The 21,549-nt window shown below is 37.9% G+C and carries 17 protein-coding genes; 5 read left to right on the top strand and 12 right to left on the bottom strand.

The genetic code is table 11. From position 1 onward, the window contains the following. Position 1: 1 nt before the first annotated feature. From AC0IWE_RS00790 to AC0IWE_RS00810, 5 genes are all read right to left on the bottom strand, one after another. Entirely contained in the window at positions 2–877 is an 876-nt protein-coding gene (locus AC0IWE_RS00790) for a phage baseplate assembly protein V (protein ID WP_471791542.1), read from the bottom strand. After that, complete coding sequence (locus AC0IWE_RS00795; protein ID WP_471791543.1) at positions 762–1,808, bottom strand: contractile injection system protein, VgrG/Pvc8 family; 1,047 nt, start codon at positions 1,806–1,808, stop codon at positions 762–764. The genes AC0IWE_RS00790 and AC0IWE_RS00795 overlap by 116 nt, the downstream gene beginning before the upstream one ends. 143 nt (positions 1,809–1,951) lie before the next feature. Next, positions 1,952–2,563, bottom strand: a complete 612-nt coding sequence (locus AC0IWE_RS00800) for a hypothetical protein (protein WP_471791544.1) — start codon at positions 2,561–2,563, stop codon at positions 1,952–1,954. 6 nt (positions 2,564–2,569) lie between these two features. Then, a complete protein-coding gene (locus AC0IWE_RS00805; RefSeq protein WP_471791545.1) occupies positions 2,570–3,130 on the bottom strand; it encodes a hypothetical protein in 561 nt (186 codons plus the stop codon). Positions 3,131–4,110: 980 nt separating this feature from the next. Next, positions 4,111–5,556 (bottom strand): APC family permease, encoded by a 1,446-nt coding sequence (locus AC0IWE_RS00810; protein WP_471791546.1) that lies wholly within the window; start codon positions 5,554–5,556, stop codon positions 4,111–4,113. Between the two features lie 248 nt (positions 5,557–5,804). Between AC0IWE_RS00810 and AC0IWE_RS00815 the strand changes: the two genes are divergently transcribed. The 4 genes from AC0IWE_RS00815 to AC0IWE_RS00830 all read left to right on the top strand — a co-directional run bounded on the left by AC0IWE_RS00815 (position 5,805) and on the right by AC0IWE_RS00830 (position 11,715). Further along, entirely contained in the window at positions 5,805–8,051 is a 2,247-nt protein-coding gene (locus AC0IWE_RS00815) for a sodium-translocating pyrophosphatase (RefSeq protein WP_471791547.1), read from the top strand. 114 nt (positions 8,052–8,165) lie between these two features. Further along, positions 8,166–9,641: an amino acid permease gene (locus tag AC0IWE_RS00820; protein ID WP_055912294.1), complete on the top strand. Its 1,476-nt coding sequence runs from the start codon at positions 8,166–8,168 to the stop codon at positions 9,639–9,641. A gap of 78 nt (positions 9,642–9,719) precedes the next feature. Continuing rightward, positions 9,720–11,069: a porin gene (locus tag AC0IWE_RS00825; protein WP_471791548.1), complete on the top strand. Its 1,350-nt coding sequence runs from the start codon at positions 9,720–9,722 to the stop codon at positions 11,067–11,069. 79 nt (positions 11,070–11,148) lie between these two features. Continuing rightward, a complete protein-coding gene (locus tag AC0IWE_RS00830) occupies positions 11,149–11,715 on the top strand; it encodes a MarC family protein (protein ID WP_029274105.1) in 567 nt (188 codons plus the stop codon). Positions 11,716–12,106: 391 nt separating this feature from the next. Here AC0IWE_RS00830 and AC0IWE_RS00835 read toward each other — a convergent pair whose 3' ends face one another. The 6 genes from AC0IWE_RS00835 to AC0IWE_RS00860 form a co-directional block, all read right to left on the bottom strand. Beyond that, complete coding sequence (locus tag AC0IWE_RS00835) at positions 12,107–12,418, bottom strand: hypothetical protein (RefSeq protein ID WP_471791549.1); 312 nt, start codon at positions 12,416–12,418, stop codon at positions 12,107–12,109. Next, entirely contained in the window at positions 12,384–13,277 is an 894-nt protein-coding gene (locus AC0IWE_RS00840) for an RsmB/NOP family class I SAM-dependent RNA methyltransferase (protein WP_471791550.1), read from the bottom strand. Before AC0IWE_RS00840 ends, AC0IWE_RS00835 begins: the two co-directional genes overlap by 35 nt. A 27-nt stretch (positions 13,278–13,304) precedes the next feature. Further along, entirely contained in the window at positions 13,305–14,516 is a 1,212-nt protein-coding gene (locus AC0IWE_RS00845; RefSeq protein ID WP_471791551.1) for an ABC transporter substrate-binding protein, read from the bottom strand. Between the two features lie 110 nt (positions 14,517–14,626). Continuing rightward, positions 14,627–16,156 carry a glutamine-hydrolyzing GMP synthase gene (guaA, locus tag AC0IWE_RS00850; RefSeq protein WP_055912301.1) on the bottom strand — a complete coding sequence of 510 codons (1,530 nt, stop codon included), beginning with the start codon at positions 16,154–16,156 and terminating at the stop codon, positions 14,627–14,629. A gap of 219 nt (positions 16,157–16,375) precedes the next feature. Continuing rightward, on the bottom strand, positions 16,376–16,834 hold the full coding sequence (locus AC0IWE_RS00855; protein ID WP_471791552.1) for a deoxycytidylate deaminase: 459 nt from the start codon (positions 16,832–16,834) through the stop codon (positions 16,376–16,378). Between the two features lie 63 nt (positions 16,835–16,897). Next, positions 16,898–18,334 (bottom strand): MFS transporter, encoded by a 1,437-nt coding sequence (locus AC0IWE_RS00860; protein ID WP_055912303.1) that lies wholly within the window; start codon positions 18,332–18,334, stop codon positions 16,898–16,900. A 143-nt stretch (positions 18,335–18,477) separates the two neighbouring features. Here AC0IWE_RS00860 and AC0IWE_RS00865 point away from each other — a divergent pair, with 143 nt between their 5' ends. Next, positions 18,478–19,104, top strand: coding sequence for a LysE family translocator (locus AC0IWE_RS00865; RefSeq protein ID WP_055912305.1), 627 nt, complete (start codon positions 18,478–18,480; stop codon positions 19,102–19,104). A gap of 365 nt (positions 19,105–19,469) precedes the next feature. Here AC0IWE_RS00865 and AC0IWE_RS00870 read toward each other — a convergent pair whose 3' ends face one another. Then, the gene (locus tag AC0IWE_RS00870) at positions 19,470–21,371 is read right to left on the bottom strand and encodes an amidophosphoribosyltransferase (protein WP_471791553.1); all 1,902 of its coding nucleotides are present in this window, start codon (positions 21,369–21,371) and stop codon (positions 19,470–19,472) included. Positions 21,372–21,549 lie beyond the last annotated feature (178 nt).

Genomic DNA, 21,549 nt, shown 5'->3' on the forward strand with positions numbered 1-21,549 from the left:
ATTAATTAATATCTACTTGACTACCTGTTATTGTTTGAACCCCAGTTGATGTTTGCGAAATGGTTGTTTTAGAATCAATCACAATGCCATTGCTCGCTTTCGAATCTATATTTTTCGTATCTATTGTTACCACAGTGGTGGCATTTTTACCAATGTTAACAGCATCGCCCGGCTTCTCACCTGCATTTGCGTTAATCACCTGCGTACCCTGAATATTGATCACCTTACCAATAATATCAATCGTTCCATCCTTTTTCATCATAATACTACTTAAACCCGTCTTAATTATTATGGTCTCAGCAGATTCTGCTGTAATCAATCCTGGTTCGTTTTCAATCTTCACAAAGTTTGCCGCATTTGTACCCAGGTTCAGTGCATGGTTTAGATCATCAAAACTTAAAGCACTTCCCTTTCTTGAAGTCATGCCCTTAATGTTACTATTTTTAAATCCTTTACTATCCCCACTCTTTCCATGGTAAACACTACCCATTACTACAGGCCTGGCTACATTACCTTCTTCGAATGCAATTACCACCTGGTCGCCTTTTTCAGGAATGACATGGAAACCCCTGTTTTTTCCGGTATCGCCACTACCTGCATTAGGGCTAACAACCCTTAACCATTCAGTAGGGTCGTTGGTTTGGCATTCCCACTTAAATTTCACTTTAATCCGGCCCTGCCCTTGCGGATCGTCGTTATCAACCACATCTGCCAGCTGCATATCCGAATGTGGTTTCTCATAATTTTTAACCATCAAACGTTCAGTTGTAGCTACTAAGCCTTCGAAAGTGTTGCTGTATTTGCCTGTTCCATCTATTTGGTGATTGATGGAGGTAATTAAAAACTTCCCTAGGCTCTCTGTTGCAAAAGCCAGCATCTTTCCTGATACTCATGGTTATTTCGGCAATGCTTCCAATACTGAGTAACGCATTATCGCCACCTGCATTTATCTTTAATAGTTCGCTAATATGGGCCTTTTCCTCATTTTCTACATGTCTTTTGATATCATTGCCATTATCAACCCGAATTAATGAAGGTTGATTAAAGGTTTTGCTGTACATCGAATTGGAGGCCTTAATGGCATGCGCCAGATCTGGATTTCCGTCAGCTTTACCACTACTTTCACTATGCAGCATTTCATCCTGCTTAGGATTATAGGCAAAACGCTTATATTTTATCGGCGAAACTTCCATGGCATATTGCAGGTTATGCACATCGCGACCATAAAAGAGCGCTATTTCTTTCTGATCGTCAGGCTTGCCAAAATTAAGCTGCCTGCCATCATAATAAAACCACTCATGGTATTCACCTGAAAGGCGGTTTAAAAATGCAAAATCACTCTCCCGGTATTGTATAAGGTAATCAATCGCCGCTTTTCTGGAAGCGTTGGTTACAATTGCCAGGTCGTTAACAGGTGTATCTTTGGTAGCGAGTTTTACAATAGTATCTAGGTCTTTATCGAGGTAAGAACCCAGATCCGGTCCGCGGTCGATTAATATAGTTGGGCTATAGCCACTTATAATTAAAACGCCATGATAGCCATGGCTCTGAGAAAGCTCTACCTTGGTAACCAGGCCAGTAAAATATTGCAGGTTTTCTGGAGAGTGCCCAAAAGATGCAGTTAGGGTTTTGCCCACGAAATTGCGGCTGTCATCCAAGCTGATCAAACCTGGGGCACCCAATTGATCGTGGTTAAAATGAAGCTCAAAATAATGGTGTTGATTGAAAGATTGTAAAAGATTAAAAGAAGTAAAATGAGCTATTGCTGTATCTTCTATACTGATTTCTACGATAAGTTTGTTTTCCATAGTGTAGTGTATTCATTTACTGTAATGGTAGCGTAATTGGCTACATTTTTTTATATATCGCAATTTTAAAAAGACCAGGATAGAAGTGCACTTCAAATTGCTTTCCTGCTGCATTTCTTTTAGGTGAAGCCTCTATGGTTTTTTTAGTGTAAGGATGTACTTCTATAGTGTTTTCTTTTTAGATAACCATTACCGATCATGGCATCGATATCGTTGGGCCGTACATGGATACAGCCGTGTGATTCTGCCAGTTGGAAGATCCTTCCTGAAGAAGTTGCAGCTTCATCAGGCGGGGTGGTATGGATAAAATCACCCATAACATATTCTTTTCCGTTCATTTTCCGATCGTTGTTCATATCCTTGAAATACTTTATGGATACATGTCCAAAATCATTAAACAACCATTTGGTTGGGATGGGAGAATTGGGATAAAGATCGCGCTGGTATTTGAGCACTGCATTTGTAACTCCATGCTGATCATTTTTATATTTTCCCCATTGTGCATTTACATCAGTTAACTTTTTCCAGATACCCATATATTTCACCATCACGATGTTTCCACTTATTTTAATTTCGGTTCCCCAGGCTATGCCTGACCACATGGCATAGCGACCATAACTAACATGTTTTTCTATGCTTTTGATGACAAACCTGCCAGCGGTTGTAGAGGTTTGTGAATGACCATCGTCTCCCATTTTAACATTAGAAGGGCCGCCATGTGCATCATATTCTTTAATTTTTACGAGCGTATTCATTGTTGTTTATCTATATTTTAAAACCTCAACCATGGTTACTTGGGCAGACTCAAGCTTTTCGTTATTGTTAAAGGTTAACTTTATCGATGTATAGGCATTTAGATTTATCTCAACGGGAAGCGGCTGTTCAGTTACGCCGATTGTAGGTTTTTCTTTTTTAATGTTCCCAAAATGACGTGTAAAATCACCTATACGTAATGAATCGCTAATAAATTTTGGCAGCAACAATATAACTCCAGCACCTATATGGCTTGCATTGTTATTTTGATATGATTGAACGATGATATTTTGAGCATTTTTATTCTGTTCACCCTTATAAATACTGAGTGGTAATTTATTTGCGAACGATTTGTTTAATGATATGATACTGGATTCGTTAAATCTGTTTAAAGGAATCTTTGCCACTGAATCAGTATAGGAAAGAAATAGATCAGTAACATTTATTTTTCCTGCTATCTGATTATTATTTGTTTTATGCTGTTGATGATCACCATTACAACCTACAAAACAGGCAGATAATGCATATAATAAAACAAAAAGTATATTAAAACGGAAATATAACGGCATAATTTACATGTTAGAGGTTTAAAAATTGCAGGGAGAATAGCGATTGATGTAAGCAGGAAGATTATTTAATCCAACACTTCAATTAAGCATTGTAATAATCAAATTTTTCGCTTTTCTTATAATTTTGGTACCGCGCGTTGTAAAAAAGGAACTTCAAAATTATTTACATCACAGTAAAAAACGTTGACATAATAAATTAACATGAAATCTTTGTCAGGAAAATTGTGTTCAGTTGTGAGAGCCATAATTTAAATCTAATTGTTGCGATGTAGTTAACAACTACAATTATTGCAAACCAAATATCAGGCCAACAAAATAAAATATATTTAATTGTGGATTGTTAAAATCAGTAATTGGGCGAAAATCATTTTAAATGACGCGCAAAGGAACAATACGACTAAGATTAAACTTTATCAACATGTGGAAAAGTTCAAAATATTGAGGATTAAAATTTACATTTATGTCATACTAAAAAGTAAAAAATTATACAATAACGTGATATTTGATTAATCTTTGAAACCGTTTGATTGAGTTAAAGCCTGCACTATTTGGTACAATTTGAATTTATATACCAGGTTTAAAAAAGTTTTTAGGCTTATACGGAAACTTAATCCATTACTTTCTTTAGAAAAGCAAAGGCTGTGGTGCTTGGCAAGGTTAGTCCCGCCATTTGCTCATACACCTTCAGGCCTTAAGCACAGGCCGGTATCCGCAATGTCGGGTTTAGGATTGAGCGTTTGCCGCACAAAACCGACTAACCTAAACCCGGTAGCAGCGGGCACACTCCTGATTTTTTTATCAGGAGCGTAAAGCGGATAACGGGACTACCGGAACCGATTGCAACCGAACCCTGATTTTCAAAACCTAAAAAATGAGACTGGAGATAGTTGATTCACACCAAACCTTATACTCCGAAAACAAAAAACCCCGCAAGGTTTTGAAACCTGCGAGGCTGATATAAAAATATAAAGTTAATTAGGTTAATCTATTTGCTGCTCTTTCTTATTTATAAAAAAGTAAACCGGAACGCCCAGTAATACAATCAAAAGCCCAGGCCATGTATATTGTTGCTTATAAATTAAAAGCAATACACAAAAAGCTGCACCGATTAATAAATAAATAATTGGTGTAACCGGATATAACCAGGTTTTATATGGCCGTTCTAAATCAGGTTGTTTTATCCTTAAATAAATTACGCCAAAAACGGTTATCATATAAAAGAGTACGATTACGAAAGAGATCATATCTAAAAGATTGCCGTACTGACCGCTTAAGCATAATGCCGATGCCCAGATTCCCTGCATCCAAAGTGATTTTTCAGGCACGCCATTTTTGTTATTTTTAAGTGCTGCTTTAAAAAACATCCCATCTTTTGCCATGGTTTGAAAAACCCTTGCACCAGCCAGCACAATTCCGTTTACGCAACCGAAAGTAGAAATCATTACTAATAAGGCAATTACAATCGTTCCAATTCCATTACCAAAAATTTGTTCAGAAGCTGCAACAGCAACACGGTCGTTAAGTGCAAAAGCAATGCTATCTCTGTTTAAAGTGTTCAGGTAGATAAAATTCACCAATAAATAAAGAATCATTACCGCCGAAGTACCTAAAACCATTGAGCGTACTACGTTTTTTCTTGGGTTTTCTATTTCTCCGGAAACAAATGTTACATTCTCCCAGGCAACGCTAGAGAATACAGATCCTACCATAGCAGCAGCAATTCCACCCATTATTGTCATTCCGGAAATAGATTCCCAACCAGATTTCAAAAAGTTACCGCTTGGATCTGTTTTCAGGTTACTGAATGCGCTCCACCCAAATTTCATATTATCTGCCCAAAAACTGTTTTTCACTAAAAGAAAGCCCAAAATTATTAAACCAATTAAAGCGATAATTTTCGATCCTGTAAAAATATTTTGCAACCACTTGCCACTTTCCACACCTTTAGTATTGATATACGTTAAAAGCAGAATTACCCCTATGGCTACAATCTGTATCCAGGTAATTTTATATCCACCACTTTGAAAAATGGGAGCTGCATCATTTAAAGCAGGGATCAGATAGGCTGTAAATTTGCCAAATGCAACAGCAACTGCAGCTATAGTACCAGTTTGAATTACGGTAAAGAGACCCCAACCATAAAGAAACCCCATCATTTTACCGAAAATTTCTTTCAGGTAAGTGTATTGTCCGCCAGCTTTAGGAAACATAGAAGAAAGTTCTCCATAAGAAATCGCAGCTGCAACTGTCATTACTGCGGTGATAATCCAAACCACAATCAACCAGTAACCAGAGCCTAGATTCCGCATGATATCGGCACTAACAATAAAGATCCCACTTCCGATCATTGAGCCCATTACCAGCATTGTGGCATCGAAAAGACTTAATTTTCTTTTAGAAGGTTCATCTTCTTTTTGAATTTCCATTTTAGTTTAAGTTTAGTTTGTGGCTAATTTATTTAAAAAAACGAAATTGTAAGGCATTTTTATGCCAGCAAATTTTTATTCACTTGTGTGGCGAAAATTTTATCACAAGAAAAATATTTTATTAACTTGCTAGATATAAGTGCATAGCTTAAAGCGAAGTGATTATGAAGGGTGAAACAATTGCCTTATTTAAACAGTTCACTAAATAAACAACAATCAACTAACCAAATATAAATCAATTATTAACTATGGATTTTTTACAAAACAATTTAATTTACTGTATTCCGGCACTGGGCCTTGTTGGAATTATAGTTATGATGGTTAAAAGTGCCTGGGTAAATAAGCAGGATGCCGGCGATAAAAACATGCAGGAACTTGCCGGCTATATTGCTGATGGTGCAATGGCCTTTTTAAAAGCCGAATGGAGGGTATTGAGCATTTTTGCCGTTTTTACAGCAGCATTATTGGCTTATTCCGGAACAATTACCGAAATTAAAGGTGTACCGATGCACTCGAGCTGGATAATTTCCATATCTTTTATTATTGGAGCCGTATTTTCTGCAACCGCAGGTTATATAGGCATGAAATCTGCCACAAAAGCCAATGTAAGAACCACACAAGCGGCCAGAACCAGTTTAAAACAAGCATTAAAAGTTTCTTTTACCGGCGGTACGGTAATGGGCCTAGGCGTTGCCGGACTTGCTGTTTTAGGCTTAGGTGGATTATTTATCGTTTTTTTACAGCTATTTCATGTTACCAGTGCCAATAGTGTGGAAATGAGAACCGCTATTGAAGTGTTAACAGGTTTCTCTTTAGGAGCCGAATCAATAGCCTTATTTGCGCGTGTTGGTGGCGGTATATATACTAAGGCTGCCGATGTTGGTGCCGATTTAGTGGGCAAAGTTGAAGCTGGAATTCCTGAAGATGATGTACGTAACCCTGCAACAATTGCCGATAACGTAGGCGATAATGTTGGTGATGTTGCTGGTATGGGTGCCGATTTATTCGGTTCTTATGTAGCCACAATTTTGGCCACAATGGTTTTAGGACAAGAAATTACTGTAACTGATAAATTTGGCGGCATGTCGCCCATCTTATTGCCAATGGTAATTTGTGGATTGGGCATTTTATTTTCGATTATCGGAACCTGGTTTGTAACCATTAAAGATGAAAAATCAAACGTACAAACAGCATTAAATTTAGGCAACTGGTCATCAATCCTGATTACTGCAATAGCTTCCTTTTTTATTGTAAAATGGATGTTGCCAGAAACACTTAATCTCCGCGGATATGAGTTTTCGAGCATAAATGTATTTTATGCCATTATTGTTGGTTTAGTAGTGGGTACAATTATGAGCATTGTTACCGAATATTTTACTGCAATGGGCAAAGGGCCGGTAAATTCCATTATCCAACAATCTTCAACAGGGCATGCTACAAATATTATTGCAGGTTTGGCTGTTGGAATGAAATCGACAGTTATCCCAATTCTGGTTTTGGCAGGCGGTATCATGTTATCATACCATTTTGCCGGTTTATATGGAGTTGCCATCGCCGCAGCAGGAATGATGGCCACAACAGCCATGCAATTGGCTATTGATGCTTTCGGACCAATTGCGGATAATGCAGGTGGTATTGCCGAAATGAGTCAGTTACCGCCAGAAGTTCGCGAACGTACGGATAATTTAGATGCTGTGGGCAATACAACAGCTGCTACCGGAAAAGGATTTGCCATCGCATCTGCTGCATTAACTTCGCTGGCCTTATTTGCCGCCTTCGTAGGCATTGCCGGTATTACCGCAATAGATATCTATAAAGCACCTGTTTTGGCTGGTTTATTTGTTGGAGGGATGATTCCTTTCATTTTTTCTGCCCTTTGTATCCAGGCTGTTGGAAAAGCTGCCATGGATATGGTTCAGGAAGTTCGCCGCCAGTTTAGGGAAATTCCAGGCATTATGGAGTATAAAGCGAAACCTGAGTATGAGAAGTGTGTAGCCATATCAACCAAAGCATCTATCCGCGAAATGATGATGCCAGGTGCAATTGCTTTGATCACCCCTATTATTATCGGTTTTACTTTTGGCCCCGAAGTTTTAGGCGGTTTATTGGCAGGTGTAACTGTTACAGGCGTGTTGATGGGTATCTTCCAAAGCAATGCGGGCGGTGCATGGGACAACGCCAAAAAATCTTTCGAGCAAGGTGTAATGATTAATGGAGAAATGCACTATAAAAAATCAGAGCCACACAAGGCTTCTGTAACCGGAGATACAGTTGGCGACCCTTTTAAAGATACTTCGGGGCCTTCTATGAACATTTTGATCAAATTAATGTCTATCGTTTCACTAGTTATTGCTCCATACATCGCAGTTAAGGCAATTGCAAGCGATCATAAACAAGAAGTTCGCAAAGAAATCCGGATTGAACAAAAAACCGATGCTTTGGGCAACCTAAAAACCGACACTTTATTAAATACAACCGATACTTTAAGCCATTAGTTGTAAAATCATAGATATAATAACAGTAAAAGGGATTTTTAACCAAAATCCCTTTTACTTTCCGTAATTTTTAATTACGTTTGGAGCTGAATTAATCTAAACAAAAACTATAATATGGGTTTATTTACTAAAAAGCCAATGCATCTATTGCTTGAAGAAGCAGGTGATTCAGGCAAAGGCTTAAAGCGTACACTTAGTGCAGGAGCATTAGTAGCTCTGGGTGTTGGCGCAATCATTGGTGCTGGTCTATTTGTGCGTACTGCAGCTGCAGCCGCCCAAAATGCAGGTCCTTCGGTTACAATCGGATTCATAATAGCGGCAATAGGCTGTGCCTTAGCTGGATTATGCTATGCTGAACTATCATCTTCTATTCCAATCTCAGGTAGTGCATATACTTATACTTATGCTACAATGGGCGAGTTGATGGCATGGGTAATTGGTTGGGATTTGGTATTGGAGTATGCAGTTGGAGCAGCAACAGTAGGTATTGCATGGAGTGAATATTTAAATAAACTTTTGGTAGAGGTATTGCATATGTCTCCCATACCTTACGAATGGTGTCACTCCCCTTTTCAGTCGCATCCTGATGGTACCGTTAACGGTATTCTAAATCTTCCGGCTTTATTTATTGTAGGCTTGCTAAGTTTACTTTTAATTAAAGGAACTTCAGAATCTGCTTTTGTAAACGGTATTATCGTAATCACTAAAGTAGGTATCGTAATTTTAATTATTGTTTTAGGTTGGGGCTTTATTCACGAAGCCAACCACCATCCATACATTCCAGAGGCTACAACTTATGTAGATCATGCAGGTATCAGCCATAGTTTTGGTGGTTTCTGGGGAGTTATTGGTGCAGCCGGAACAGTGTTTTTCGCCTTCATCGGTTTCGACGCCGTAAGTACCGCAGCTCAGGAAACTAAAAACCCTAAAACAGCTATGCCAATTGGTATTTTAGGTTCATTAGCAGTTTGTACAATATTATATATCTTATTTGCACACGTTTTAACAGGTATTGCTCCGGTAGAATTTTTCAGAACAAAAGGTGGCGAAGCTTCAGTTGTTGCTGCAATAAGTGAATACATGACTGGTTATAGCTGGTTATCTAAATTGGTTACTGTAGCTATTTTAGCAGGTTTTTCTTCTGTAATCCTGGTGATGTTATTGGGCCAAAGCCGCGTATTTTATTCGATGAGTAAAGATGGTTTATTACCTAAAATGTTCAGCGATCTTCACCCTAAATTTAAAACACCTTTTAAAGCCAACCTTGTTATTTTGGTAATTGTGGGTTTATTTGCCGCATTTATTCCTGGTGATGTTGTTGGTGATATGACCAGTATTGGTACTTTATTTGCCTTTATGCTGGTTTGTGTTGCGGTAATCATCTTAAGAAAAACAGATCCGGATCTTCCACGTCAGTTTAGAACTCCTTGGGTACCTATAATTCCAATTCTTGGTGTTGCTGCCTGCGGTTTAATGATACTTGGCTTAGGATGGACCAACTGGCTAAGGTTATTTGGCTGGTTAGCTTTAGGTTTCATTATTTATTTTGGATACAGCAGAAAAAATTCTCATTTGAGAGACGTTAAATAAAAATTTTTCTAAAAAATTACAAGCCCCGATGAAAGTCGGGGCTTTTTTTATGTTAAATAATTGTTAATAAAACTACCTTTGCAAAAAATCGATAACATGAACCGCCATTTTGCCAGATATAAAAAGGTATATTTTCTGATCGTTGCATTCCTGCCGCTGTTTTCGTCAATAAGTTATGGCCAAAGAACAATTAACGATGTAATGGATTCTACAACAGTTAACCATTTGCTCATTATATCAAAAAAATACGGCTCATTATCTTTCAGCGGATATTTACAACCGCAATTTCAGGTTGCTCAATCAAACGGTACGCAGGCAGAATATCAGGGTGGAAATTTTGGAGAGTTTACCAATAACCGATTCAGACTGAGAAGGGGCCGACTAAGGGCCGATTATATGATGTTAACTGATGATGGCAGTCCTTCTACTTATTTTGTACTCCAGTTTGATGGAACTGAACAAGGGGTTGCCATTCGGGATTTTTGGGGACGTTATTATGAGAATGAATGGAAAATTTTAGCGGTAACTTTAGGCCTTTCCGGTCGTCCTTTTGGTAACGAGCTTCAACTGTCATCTTCCGTTAGGGAAGCACCAGAACGTGGCCGGATGTCGCAGATTTTAATGAAAACTGAACGCGATCTTGGTGTAACGTTTAGTTTAAATCCCCGCTGGAAGGATGCCAGGCTTAAAAATTTTGTATTTGATTTCGGTATTTACAATGGGCAGGGCCTCGCAGGTGCAGGAGAATTTGATAACAGCAAAGATTTTATCTTTAGGTTAAGCCATAAAACCTATGCATTTAACACTTTTACCATAGCTGGTGGTATAAGTACCCTACAAGGTGGGTTAAACCACCGCTTGCCTGTAAGTTATAAAATGAACCAAATTAATGATCAATGGAGAATGGTGAAAGATTCGTCGGTTAATACCGTTAATAAAGTTGCCCCACGAAGATATTATGGTGCCGACATCCAATTGGCGACCAAAACCAAAAGCTGGAAATCGGAATTAAGAGCCGAGGTGGTATCTGGATTACAAACAGGTACTTCAACAACATCAACTACCCCTGGCTCTTATCCTGTGGACAATAAATCGATTGCTTTGCCATACTATACCAGAACCTTTAATGGTGCTTACCTTACTTTTGTGCAAACCCTTAATAGTACCGATAATCAAATTATTTTAAAATACGATTGGTACGATCCGAATTCGAAAGTAAAAGGACTCGATATTTCAAGCGATCGTGGCCTATCTCCTGCTGATGTGCGTTTTGATACTTTTGGTTTTGGCTTTCTGCATCATTTTAATCCACATTTTAAAGCTGTTCTATATTACGATATCATTAAAAACGAATCGACCAAAATAGAAGGCTATACCGCTGATAGAAAAGACAATGTGCTCACTTTAAGAACACAGTTCTATTTCTAATAAATACTTACACAATTGAGGAATTGAAACAAATTCCGCTACCTTTGCTTAAAATTGCTCCGCTATGAAATTCGATTTTATGACGTTCAACTTAAGCCAGATCCTATCTACTACGATGGTACTTTTTGCTATTATAGATATTTTAGGAGCCATTCCTGTGGTAATCGAATTGCGCAGAAAAGCAGGTCATATCGAATCAGAAAAAGCATCACTTGTGGCTACAGGCTTAATGATCCTCTTCTTATTTGTTGGCGAATCTTTATTAAAGGTAATCGGATTAGATGTAGAATCTTTCGCCATTGCAGGTTCATTTGTGATCTTTTTTATTGCCATGGAAATGGTTTTGGGTCTTACCATTTTCAAGGAAGAGGCTCCAGAAACGGTGTCTATTGTTCCATTGGCTTTTCCACTAATTGCAGGAGCTGGTACAATGACCACGCTACTTTCGCTAAAAACAGAATACCATACGCAGAATATATTGGTGGGTATAATTCTTAATATGTTGTTTGTATATTTTGTATTAAAAAATACCAACAGGCTGGAAAAGCTTTTCGGCAAATCTGGATTAAATATTCTACGTAAAGCCTTTGGCGTAATTTTATTGGCTATCGCGATTAAGTTGTTTAGAAATAATACAGGGCTTTAGGGATTATTCAAAGATTCGTCATCCTGAGCTGTAACGCAGCGGAAAGCTACGCAGTAAATTTATTTCAGGGTCAATCTGGCAGAAAAGATGCTGAAATTCAGCATGAAGATCGAGGGAAATAATGTTTAAAATGACAATCCCTCAATCAATCTGTAACAATAATTCCGTATATTCATCTAACAATAAAGCTTATATTATGAACAGCTTTGAAGAATATACCTTAATTATTGGAGCCATTGCCCTTTTAATAGAAGCGGTGAAATACTTCAAAAAGAATTTCAAATCCTGGTTTGAACATACCTAGCGTCTCTAAAACGATCGTCATGCTGAATTTATTTCAGCATCTATATTTTAAGGCCCTGAAATAAATTCAGGGTGACGAACCGAGTGATTAATCCTGGCTTTTCTTAATTAACCTGGCTACAAACATTGTATCAGCATTTTTTTCATAGCCTTTAATCAATTCCATTTCTTCCAATTCTAAAGGCAAGGTATCGATCATATGCTGTACAACTGCCTCATTTTCGGCCTCGAAGGCAGAACAGGTAATATAAATTAAAGGCTTGCCCGGTTTTAAGTATTTCACAATGTTTTGTACAATACCTTTCTGAATGGCAGCAAATTGATTGATTTTACGTTCTTCAAAGAAACTGAGCATTTCTGGCGTTCTACCCCAGGTACCCGAGCTCGGTGCAAGGGGCATCTAAAATGATCCCGTCAAACTGATAATGGTGCAACACCTGATCGTTATTTTGTAAAAGATCCAATTCTTTTTTATGGTATTTTTTAATTCCCGCAAGGCGAAAACGCTCATCGAGGTTCAAAAGTACACTTTCACGCAAATCAGAAACCAAAAGCTCAATTACTGGCTCAAAACTATGGAGAAGTAATGTTTTACCGCCTGATGCTGCGCAGCAATCCCACCATTTATCCCATTTATTTGGTTTAAAATATTCGCCGGTATGTTGTGAAGATAAATCCTGAACCTGGTAACTCCCCTCTTTTAAAACAGTTTCTAATTTAGTTCCATTGGGTAAAGCCAGGGCAGTTTCAGAAATCGCATTAACAGTAATACTCTCATTTTCCAGCTTAGTAATAACCTCTGTAGCATCTTCAGCTGCCACCCTGATAAAAAGATCAGGTTGTTTAAAAAAGGAGGTAAAAAATGCTTCTTTGTCAATATCTCCTGAAAGTGCTGTAGAGAAAGGATAAACCTGTTCCAGCTCAAAATCTGGATATTTGCTTTTAACCAGGGTTAATTTCTGCCCAAGAGGTAATGTAATATGTTCTTTTAGCTGAGGCAGATTCTTCTCAACAATCAGGCTAAGGGTATCATGACATAAGAAATCGGCAATACTTAGCCGCTCTTCCTGCGGAAGGGTTGATAAAGCCTTCCCAAGCCTGAAAAAGCTATATATATGACGGGTTGCCCATCTCCTATCTGATGAACCCATCTGTTTATGCTGTTTAAAATAAGCAGGCAAAAAGCGATGCAAGGGCAAACTGCCATCGTAATTATTTAAAATCTGTTCAAAGGCTCTTAACTGATGGTCTGCTCTCATGCAATAATTAAATGGAATAAATGTAGATTATTCAACTGGGTTTAGCGCGAAGTTTTTAAACTTCAGTAATATTAAACTGGTGTTAATATAACCTAATTTTTCATCATGAATAAATGAAAAATTATTATGTAGCCCTTTATATTTATCTTTTACGATATAGTCTTTATATTCTTCTCCATGGTTCGCCAATAGCTTAGCAAAATAATAGCCGATATCGAAACCTTTAAAAGCATATTCACCAGGTTCGAAACCATATTTATACCGGTATTTTTTGATAAAAGTAACTACGGCATTGCTTTTATAATCTATTTTGTAAGATGAACTTATAATGGTATTTAAATTTTGCAATTTATCAGTAGGATAATTCTGTTTCACCCAATTTGGATGTCCAAATAGATTGATATTATATCCTCCTGTTGGCAGATTTTTTAATTTATAAAGTTTTTCGATAGTGGGCAGCACAAAAGCGCGGTCGGATGATGTAACCACAACTACATATTGCTTGCCTTTAATCATTTTCGTTTCAAAGGTATAAGCTGAGGCATATTCCTGCACCACAAACTTTGTACTGTTTTTAAAATAATTTCTTACCGGAGCTGCAAACTGTTCATCTTCCGATTTTTTAGGGTTAATTATCACCACTATAGTATTGGCTGGATTAAAACTTTTAGCAATGTAAGAGGCTACTTTCTTTCCATGCAAGCCAATATTATTTACAATTGAAACCAGGTTGGGATTATTAAATTCATTAGGTTCAGTAGCGGCTAAAGGCGATACGATAAGCGCATTATTTTCTTTTGAATAGGTAGAAATAAATTTTAAACCCTCAGGAAAAACGGGGCCGATAATGATATTGCTCTCTTTAAACCTTTCGTTTTTGTACAGTGTAGAAATATGAGCGTTATCATCCTGGGTATCGAAAACATTCAGTTTAAAATTTAAGCCCTGGGCAGCTGCAGAATCGAGCCCCAATTTAAAGCCCTGATAAAAATCGATAGGCATGGCATATTTCTCAATATCAGCTTTTGTAGCGGTTTTTAAATTCAGTTCATCGAGCTTAAAAGGAACAAGTAAGGAAACACTTGCCTGCGAAAACTTTTTGATCGGCTTTTTATCGGCAGGCTTTTCTTTTTCTTCAGGTTTTTTAGTTTCTGGTTTGGGAGTCCTAATCTTAGGTGAACAAGCACTTAAAATTACAGTAAACAAAATTGGCAACCAATAAACCTTTTTAAAATTCATACCTATCATTTTTAACAAAATATGCTAGCAAAGTTTATTCCACCTTGCTAGCATTACATTTATTTTATGCAGTTTAGACTGAAATTCCAAACTAAAAACTCACCACTAAATTATTCCCACTCGATTGTTGCAGGTGGTTTAGAGCTGATATCGTACACTACTCTATTAATTCCTTTAACTTTATTAATGATTTCGTTAGAGATTTTAGCCAATACCGGATAAGGCAAATGGCACCAATCAGCAGTCATACCATCAAGTGATTCTACTGCTCTTAAAGCAATTACATTTTCGTAAGTACGTTCATCGCCCATTACACCTACTGATCGTACCGGTAAAAAGATTGCACCGGCCTGCCATACCTGATCGTAAAGACCTGCTTCTTTTAAATTATCGATATAAATTTTATCGGCATCTTGTAAAATAGCCACTTTTTCGGGCGTTACCTCTCCAATAATGCGGATACCTAAACCGGGACCAGGAAACGGGTGACGGCCTAAAATAAATGATTCTAAACCTAGAGTGGTACCTACTCTTCTTACTTCATCTTTAAATAAAGTTTTAAGCGGCTCTACAACCTTAAGTTTCATAAAATCTGGCAAACCACCTACATTATGGTGTGATTTAATGGTAGCCGACGGACCTTTAACCGAAACAGATTCGATAATATCAGGATAGATTGTACCTTGTGCCAACCACTTTACGTCTTGAATCAGATGAGATTCTTCATCGAAAACCTCAATAAACACCCGACCAATAATTTTACGCTTTGTTTCAGGGTCTTCTACGCCAGCCAACTGACTTAAGAATTTATCCTTCGCATCAACACCCTTAATGTTTAAGCCAAAATCTTTATACTGTTCTAAAACACTTTCGTATTCGTTTTTACGCAATAAACCATTATCTACAAATATACAGTGAAGGTTTGTGCCGATGGCTTTATGCAAAAGTACCGCTGCAACACTACTGTCTACACCGCCCGAAAGTGCTAAAACAACTTTGTCGTTACCTACTGTAGCTTTAATATCAGCAATTGTAGTTTCAACAAAAGCAGCAGAAGTCCAATCCTGGCTACATCCACAGATATCTACCAAAAAGTTTTCCAAAAGGATTTTTCCATCGGTACTGTGTGTTACTTCAGGGTGAAACTGGATGGCATAAGTATCAGAATCTTTAATATGGTAAGCTGCTACTTTAACGCTATCGGTACTGGCAATCAGCTCAAAATTCTCAGGGATATCGGTAATTGTATCGCCATGACTCATCCATACCTGTGAATCGATATTGATGCCTTTAAATAATTTATTCTCCTGGTTTACGAAATTCAAATTTGCACGGCCGTATTCGCGGGTTGACGAGGCCTGTACATCGCCACCAGAATGTTGGGCAATGTATTGTGCACCATAACAAACAGCCAATAATGGATATTTTAAGTGGTATTTAGCTAATTCGATTTGAGGAGCATCTTCCTGACGGACAGAATAAGGACTACCTGAAAATATAACCCCTTTTACATCAGGCGTAATTTCAGGAAGATTGTTATATGGATATATTTCACAGTAAATATTTAGTTCGCGAACCCTACGAGCGATGAGTTGTGTAAATTGCGAACCAAAATCGACGATAATGATTTTTTCTTGCATCCGCAAAGGTAGCAATTAGATACGAGATTTGAGAGGGGAGATTTGAGATTTTTAGAGGAAAAGCTAAGAGATTAGCGCGTGGAGCTTGGCGGTAATTAAACGTAAAAAATAAATCAACTACAGTTTGAATTGAACAATTGGCGTTTAGCTCCAGTTAATCAGTTTAAGCAGTTAAACCGATTAACCAAATAACCAATAACAAATGAACCAATAAAACCCCTACGATTCCATCAAAACGACTTCCACCCCAAATTTCCTTAAAAAATCTACTCCTTCATCACTTGGCAAGCCTTTGTAAGCTGCGTACGATTTCGAATAGTACACGAGTTTAATTCCGGAAGACAAAATTAACCGTGCACAGGCAATACAAGGCGACAAAGTGGTATATAAAGTACAACCTTCTATCTTCGATCCATTTTTTGAGGCATAAAGAATAGCATTTTCCTCAGCGTGTAAGGCTAAGGAACAACTTCCTTTACTGTCTCTGGCGCAACCATTTTCTGGCCATTCCTCGTCGCAGTTATGCGTACCAGCTGGCGGCCCATTATAGCCAATGGAAATAATGCGGGTATCTTTCGTTAAAACGGCACCTACATGTGCACGCACACAATGTGAGCGGGCAGCCAAATCGGTGGCTAGGTTCATAAAGATGGTATCGAAGCTTGGTTTATCTGTCATGTATAAAATCAAAAAAGCCACAGCAAGTGAATCGCTGTGGCTGCAAAATTAGTTTATTATAAATTAATGTCCGCCAGAAAGTTTCTTATCGAAAGATATTCCCTGTGATCTTAAAATACCACTTACTTTCCAGGCATAAAAAGCCAGGTAAGAGAAACAAATTATACCCACAACATAACTGTATTGGATTCCTGTAAATTCAGATACAGCACCCTGTGCCCAGCTGATAATACCACCGCCCATAATCATCATAATTAGAAAACTACTACCCTGACTGGTATGTTTGCCTAATCCGCTTACGGCTAAAGTAAAAATACAAGGCCATAAGGTGCTGCAAAACAAACCTACACTGGTAATTGCATAAACACTTGTCATCCCAGTGGTAAACATCCCGATTAATAAAGCAGTAATCCCAATAGCAGAGAAAATTAATAACATTCTCGCCGGATTGCCTTTACTGGCCATATCGGCACCAATTAACACTAAAATAATTAAACCGTACACATAAAATGGTGCAAGATCATGTTTTGCAATGGCGTTAACCGCTAAGAAAATACCAAAAGCCAGGTATGGTGCAATAAAACGCAACACTTTTTGCGTACTGATGTTATCGGTAAAGGCTTCAACAGCACCGGTCCAACGGCCAATCATCATGCTTGCCCAATATAAAGAGATATATGGAGCAATATCTTTAATCGCAAAGCCTAAATCTTTCTCCATGTAAGCAGGTAAGTTACTGGCAGTAGAAACTTCAACACCAACGTAAACGAAGATGGCAATCATACCTAAAACCAACTGTGGATATTTCAACGCTGACCCCTTAATCGATTTAGTATCATCAACTGACGCTTCTACTAATGCAGGTTTATCAGGTAACGACGACATTTTTAAGAAAATAGCAACTGCAATAAACGCAACCCCTAAAATCAGGTAAGGAATTTTAACACTTTCTATACTTATATTGGTTGTAGCATTGGCAGCAGAACCGAAAATGGCAAAACTTACAATAAGCGGCCCGATAGTAGTACCAAAATTATTAATACCGCCAGCCAAAGTTAAACGTTGCGAACCCGTAGTAATCGGCCCTAATGCAATTGCCAATGGATTGGCCACCGTTTGTTGTAAAGAGAAACCCAGTGCCACAATAAACAAGCCCGAAAGCATTAAAGGAAACGAATGCAGATTTGCTGCCGGATAAAACAATAATGTTCCAAGTGCAGAAATAACCAAGCCAAGCGCAAGCGAATTTTTATAGCCAAGTTTATTTACAATATCCTGCCCGATAAGTACAGAAATACCGTTGTAAATTAAAGCACCCACGGTATAGGCAATATAAAATGCCAACGATACCAATTGGCTTTCTGCTTGGGATAAATCAAAAGCTTTTTTAAATACCGGTATTAAAATATCGTTACTGGCGGCCACAAAGCCCCAGAAAAAGAATACCGTGACCAAAGGAATAAATTGCCCCCATTTGGTTTGTGTTTGTTCTGAACTCATTTTTTAAATCTAGTTTTAGTGGCTCTAAACATAAATAAAAAAAAATGAAAACCAGTAAATTTTATGCAACCCGTGCAACAAAAATAAATGTTATATGTTTAGGTATAAAATTGCATATTCGCATATTATAAACAATACAATGCATGTTTGAAGCCATATTACTAGGAATAGGAGCAGGGATTATTTCGTCGTTTTTAACAGGGCCGGTATTTTTTGCAATGATCAAAACCAGCATAGAGAGAGGCTTCAAAGCTGGATTTTCTTTAGCCGTTGGCGTGATTATCAGTGATATAATCCTCATCGCACTTGTGCTTTTTGGAAGCCAGTTTCTGGATTATCAAGCCGAATTTGATAAATATGTGGGCACCATTGGGGGCCTTTTTTTGTTAGCAGTAGGCATTTATTACCTCGTTTCTAAAATTACTGTAAATTACGACAGCTCTACCCTGCAAAAGGTAAGCAAACGCGGGTATGTGATTAAAGGATTTCTGATGTGCATCCTTACTCCTTCTACCTTAATGTTTTGGATAATTGTAAGTGGAATTATCTCAGTTAAGCTGAATAACATGCTTAACGAGAAATTGGTATGCTTTTTTATTGCCATGGCCACACAACTTAGTATTGATGGCGCAAAGAGTTTCTACTCTAGTAAACTCCGTTATAAAATCAAAGAAGACGCATTAAAAAAATTGAACAAAATTGCCGGTGTGGTTATTATCTTCTTTGCCTTCTGGTTAATTATTAAAACTTATTTAAAGTTTTACGCATAATATATTGCGTTCTCAGCTTGGATCTGCCTATAAGATTTAGGTGGTCTAATATTTTTAGAAAAGCAAGTGCAGTACCACTATTATCGTTAGTCCTGCCAATGCTACAAGTCCTCGGCAAATGAAGAATTTACCTCCGGGCTTTCCGCTAATGTCAGGTTTAGGTAGGAAAAGATTGTTACCTTTTTTGATGGTTACTTTGAGCGGAGTCGAAGGACTGCAATTTGTGTCTTCGTGCTCATAGCGCTAAATAGTGGCTCGGAATTCTTCTTTCCTCTGTGCAAACTCGTTGTTCTCAGTGGTAAAAAAAAAAAATAGCCCATATAAATATGAGCTATTTGTGATCTAAGTGCTTTTTAGGGAATCCCTTAGTAAGCTCTTTGGTTATTTCCTTCTTTCCAGTTAACGAAAGCTTTGTTTACTACTTTATTACCACCTGGAGTAGGATAATTCCCTGAGAAATACCAGTCACCTTTGTTTTTCGGACAAGCCTCATGTAAATTTTCCAAGCTCTGGTAAATCACCTCAACTTCTGCTACGGTACCTTTAGGCGTAATAATCTGTGCAATTTTTGCTGAAATTTCTTCAGGTGTAAAGGGTTTGTAAATATCTTTAACGTGGTTTACAATTTCTTCTTTGGGTAAAAGTAACGAAGCTTTACATTTGGTGTAAACATCTTCGATAACCTGCCACATGCCACGTTCGGTAAGCAACTGAATAGCTGCATCGAAAGCCACAAATTGACCCATTCTACTCATATCAATACCATAACAATCAGGGTAACGAATTTGAGGTGCCGAAGAAACAATAATAATCTTTTTAGGGTGTAAACGGTCTACAATTTTAATGATACTTTGCTTAAGCGTAGTACCACGAACTATAGAATCATCTAAAGCCACTAAAGTATCCTGATGGTTGTTGATGATGCCATAAGTAGTATCATAAACGTGAGCTACCATTTCACTACGGTCAGCATCCTGGGTAATAAATGTTCTCAGTTTAACATCTTTAACTGCAAGTTTTTCAACCCGTGGTGCAAGCGACAATAAATCGTCTAACTGCTCATCAGTTAATTGTGCTTTTCTATGTAATAACGTTTCTTTTTGATGATTGCGCACATAACGTTGTACACCATCAACCATTCCGAAAAAGGCAACTTCTGCCGTATTTGGAATAAATGAGAATACCGTATTTTTTAAATCGTAATTAACAGCCTGAAGAATTTTATCACTCAACAAACGGCCCAGCTGTTTACGTTCGCGGTAAATTTCAACATCACTTCCTTTAGAGAAATAGATGCGCTCAAACGAACAAGATAATCTTTCGGTAGGCTCCCGGAACTGCTCCATGCTCACCTCGCCGTTTTTCTTAATAATTAAAGCATGCCCTGGATCGATTTCCTTAACATCTTTAAACTGAATATTAAATGCAGTTTGTAATGCTGGCCTTTCTGAAGCCGCTACAACAATCTCATCATCATAATAATAATATGCCGGACGGATACCTGCCGGATCGCGCATGATAAACGAATCGCCATTACCCACCATACCACAGATCGAATAACCTCCATCCCATGTTTTGGCTGAGCGGCGAAGAATGTTAGCAATATCTAAATTATCAGATATTTTATGTGTGATCGCAACATTATCATGCCCTTCTTTTTTATACTGATCGAAAAGCTCCTGATTTTCATCATCCAAAAAGTGACCGATTTTTTCCAATACGGTTACAGTATCTGCTTTTTCTTTCGGGTGCTGTCCTAGCTCGTACAATTGCTCCAATAATTCATCAACATTCGTCATGTTGAAGTTACCTGCAATAACCAGGTTACGTGTCATCCAGTTGTTTTGCCTTAAAAAAGGGTGGCAATTTTCGATGCTGTTTTTACCATGTGTACCATAACGCAAATGGCCCATTAACACCTCGCCTATAAAGCTTACGTTGTTTTTGAGCCATTCTGTATCCTGCATTAATTCAGGGGTATTTTCTTGGATATCGACAAATTTGTTCTGCACATATTCGAAGATATCAGCTACCGCATTAGATGCCATGCTCCGGTATCGGCTAATGTACCTACTGCCGGGTTTCATATCCAGTTTAATGGTGGCAATACCCGCGCCATCCTGGCCCCGGTTATGCTGTTTCTCCATTAAAAGGTATAATTTGTTAAGGCCGTAAAGTGCTGTACCGTACTTTTGCTGGTAGTAAGAAAGTGGTTTTAACAGGCGAATAAAAGCGATTCCGCATTCGTGTTTTATCTGATCACTCATTGTGTGGGTTTGAAGCCGCAAAGTTATCCTTTTAAACCATTACAACCTAAACAAAAATGCTTTCTTTTAAGATGATGAGTTTAAACTGACAGATGCCTTAATTGTAGGCTAAGTTGCGTTTGTAACTTAATATCGCGCATCATTATTATAATATTAATAAATAAAGCGCATAGTTAGT

The organism is Pedobacter sp. AC402 (genome assembly GCF_979252805.1).

Excerpts from the sequence above, each read along its gene's own strand:
- AC0IWE_RS00790 (WP_471791542.1), bottom strand. The coding sequence starts at position 877 with ATGCTGGCTTTTGCAACAGAGAGCCTAGGGAAGTTTTTAATTACCTCC.
- AC0IWE_RS00865 (WP_055912305.1), top strand. The coding sequence starts at position 18,478 with ATGTTTGAAGCCATATTACTAGGAATAGGAGCAGGGATTATTTCGTCG.
- AC0IWE_RS00820 (WP_055912294.1), top strand. The coding sequence starts at position 8,166 with ATGGGTTTATTTACTAAAAAGCCAATGCATCTATTGCTTGAAGAAGCA.
- AC0IWE_RS00870 (WP_471791553.1), bottom strand. The coding sequence starts at position 21,371 with ATGAGTGATCAGATAAAACACGAATGCGGAATCGCTTTTATTCGCCTG.
- guaA (WP_055912301.1), bottom strand. The coding sequence starts at position 16,156 with ATGCAAGAAAAAATCATTATCGTCGATTTTGGTTCGCAATTTACACAA.
- AC0IWE_RS00830 (WP_029274105.1), top strand. The coding sequence starts at position 11,149 with ATGACGTTCAACTTAAGCCAGATCCTATCTACTACGATGGTACTTTTT.
- AC0IWE_RS00845 (WP_471791551.1), bottom strand. The coding sequence starts at position 14,516 with ATGAATTTTAAAAAGGTTTATTGGTTGCCAATTTTGTTTACTGTAATT.
- AC0IWE_RS00810 (WP_471791546.1), bottom strand. The coding sequence starts at position 5,556 with ATGGAAATTCAAAAAGAAGATGAACCTTCTAAAAGAAAATTAAGTCTT.
- AC0IWE_RS00835 (WP_471791549.1), bottom strand. The coding sequence starts at position 12,418 with ATGCCCCTTGCACCGAGCTCGGGTACCTGGGGTAGAACGCCAGAAATG.
- AC0IWE_RS00815 (WP_471791547.1), top strand. The coding sequence starts at position 5,805 with ATGGATTTTTTACAAAACAATTTAATTTACTGTATTCCGGCACTGGGC.
- AC0IWE_RS00840 (WP_471791550.1), bottom strand. The coding sequence starts at position 13,277 with ATGAGAGCAGACCATCAGTTAAGAGCCTTTGAACAGATTTTAAATAAT.
- AC0IWE_RS00800 (WP_471791544.1), bottom strand. The coding sequence starts at position 2,563 with ATGAATACGCTCGTAAAAATTAAAGAATATGATGCACATGGCGGCCCT.
- AC0IWE_RS00795 (WP_471791543.1), bottom strand. The coding sequence starts at position 1,808 with ATGGAAAACAAACTTATCGTAGAAATCAGTATAGAAGATACAGCAATA.
- AC0IWE_RS00855 (WP_471791552.1), bottom strand. The coding sequence starts at position 16,834 with ATGACAGATAAACCAAGCTTCGATACCATCTTTATGAACCTAGCCACC.
- AC0IWE_RS00805 (WP_471791545.1), bottom strand. The coding sequence starts at position 3,130 with ATGCCGTTATATTTCCGTTTTAATATACTTTTTGTTTTATTATATGCA.
- AC0IWE_RS00860 (WP_055912303.1), bottom strand. The coding sequence starts at position 18,334 with ATGAGTTCAGAACAAACACAAACCAAATGGGGGCAATTTATTCCTTTG.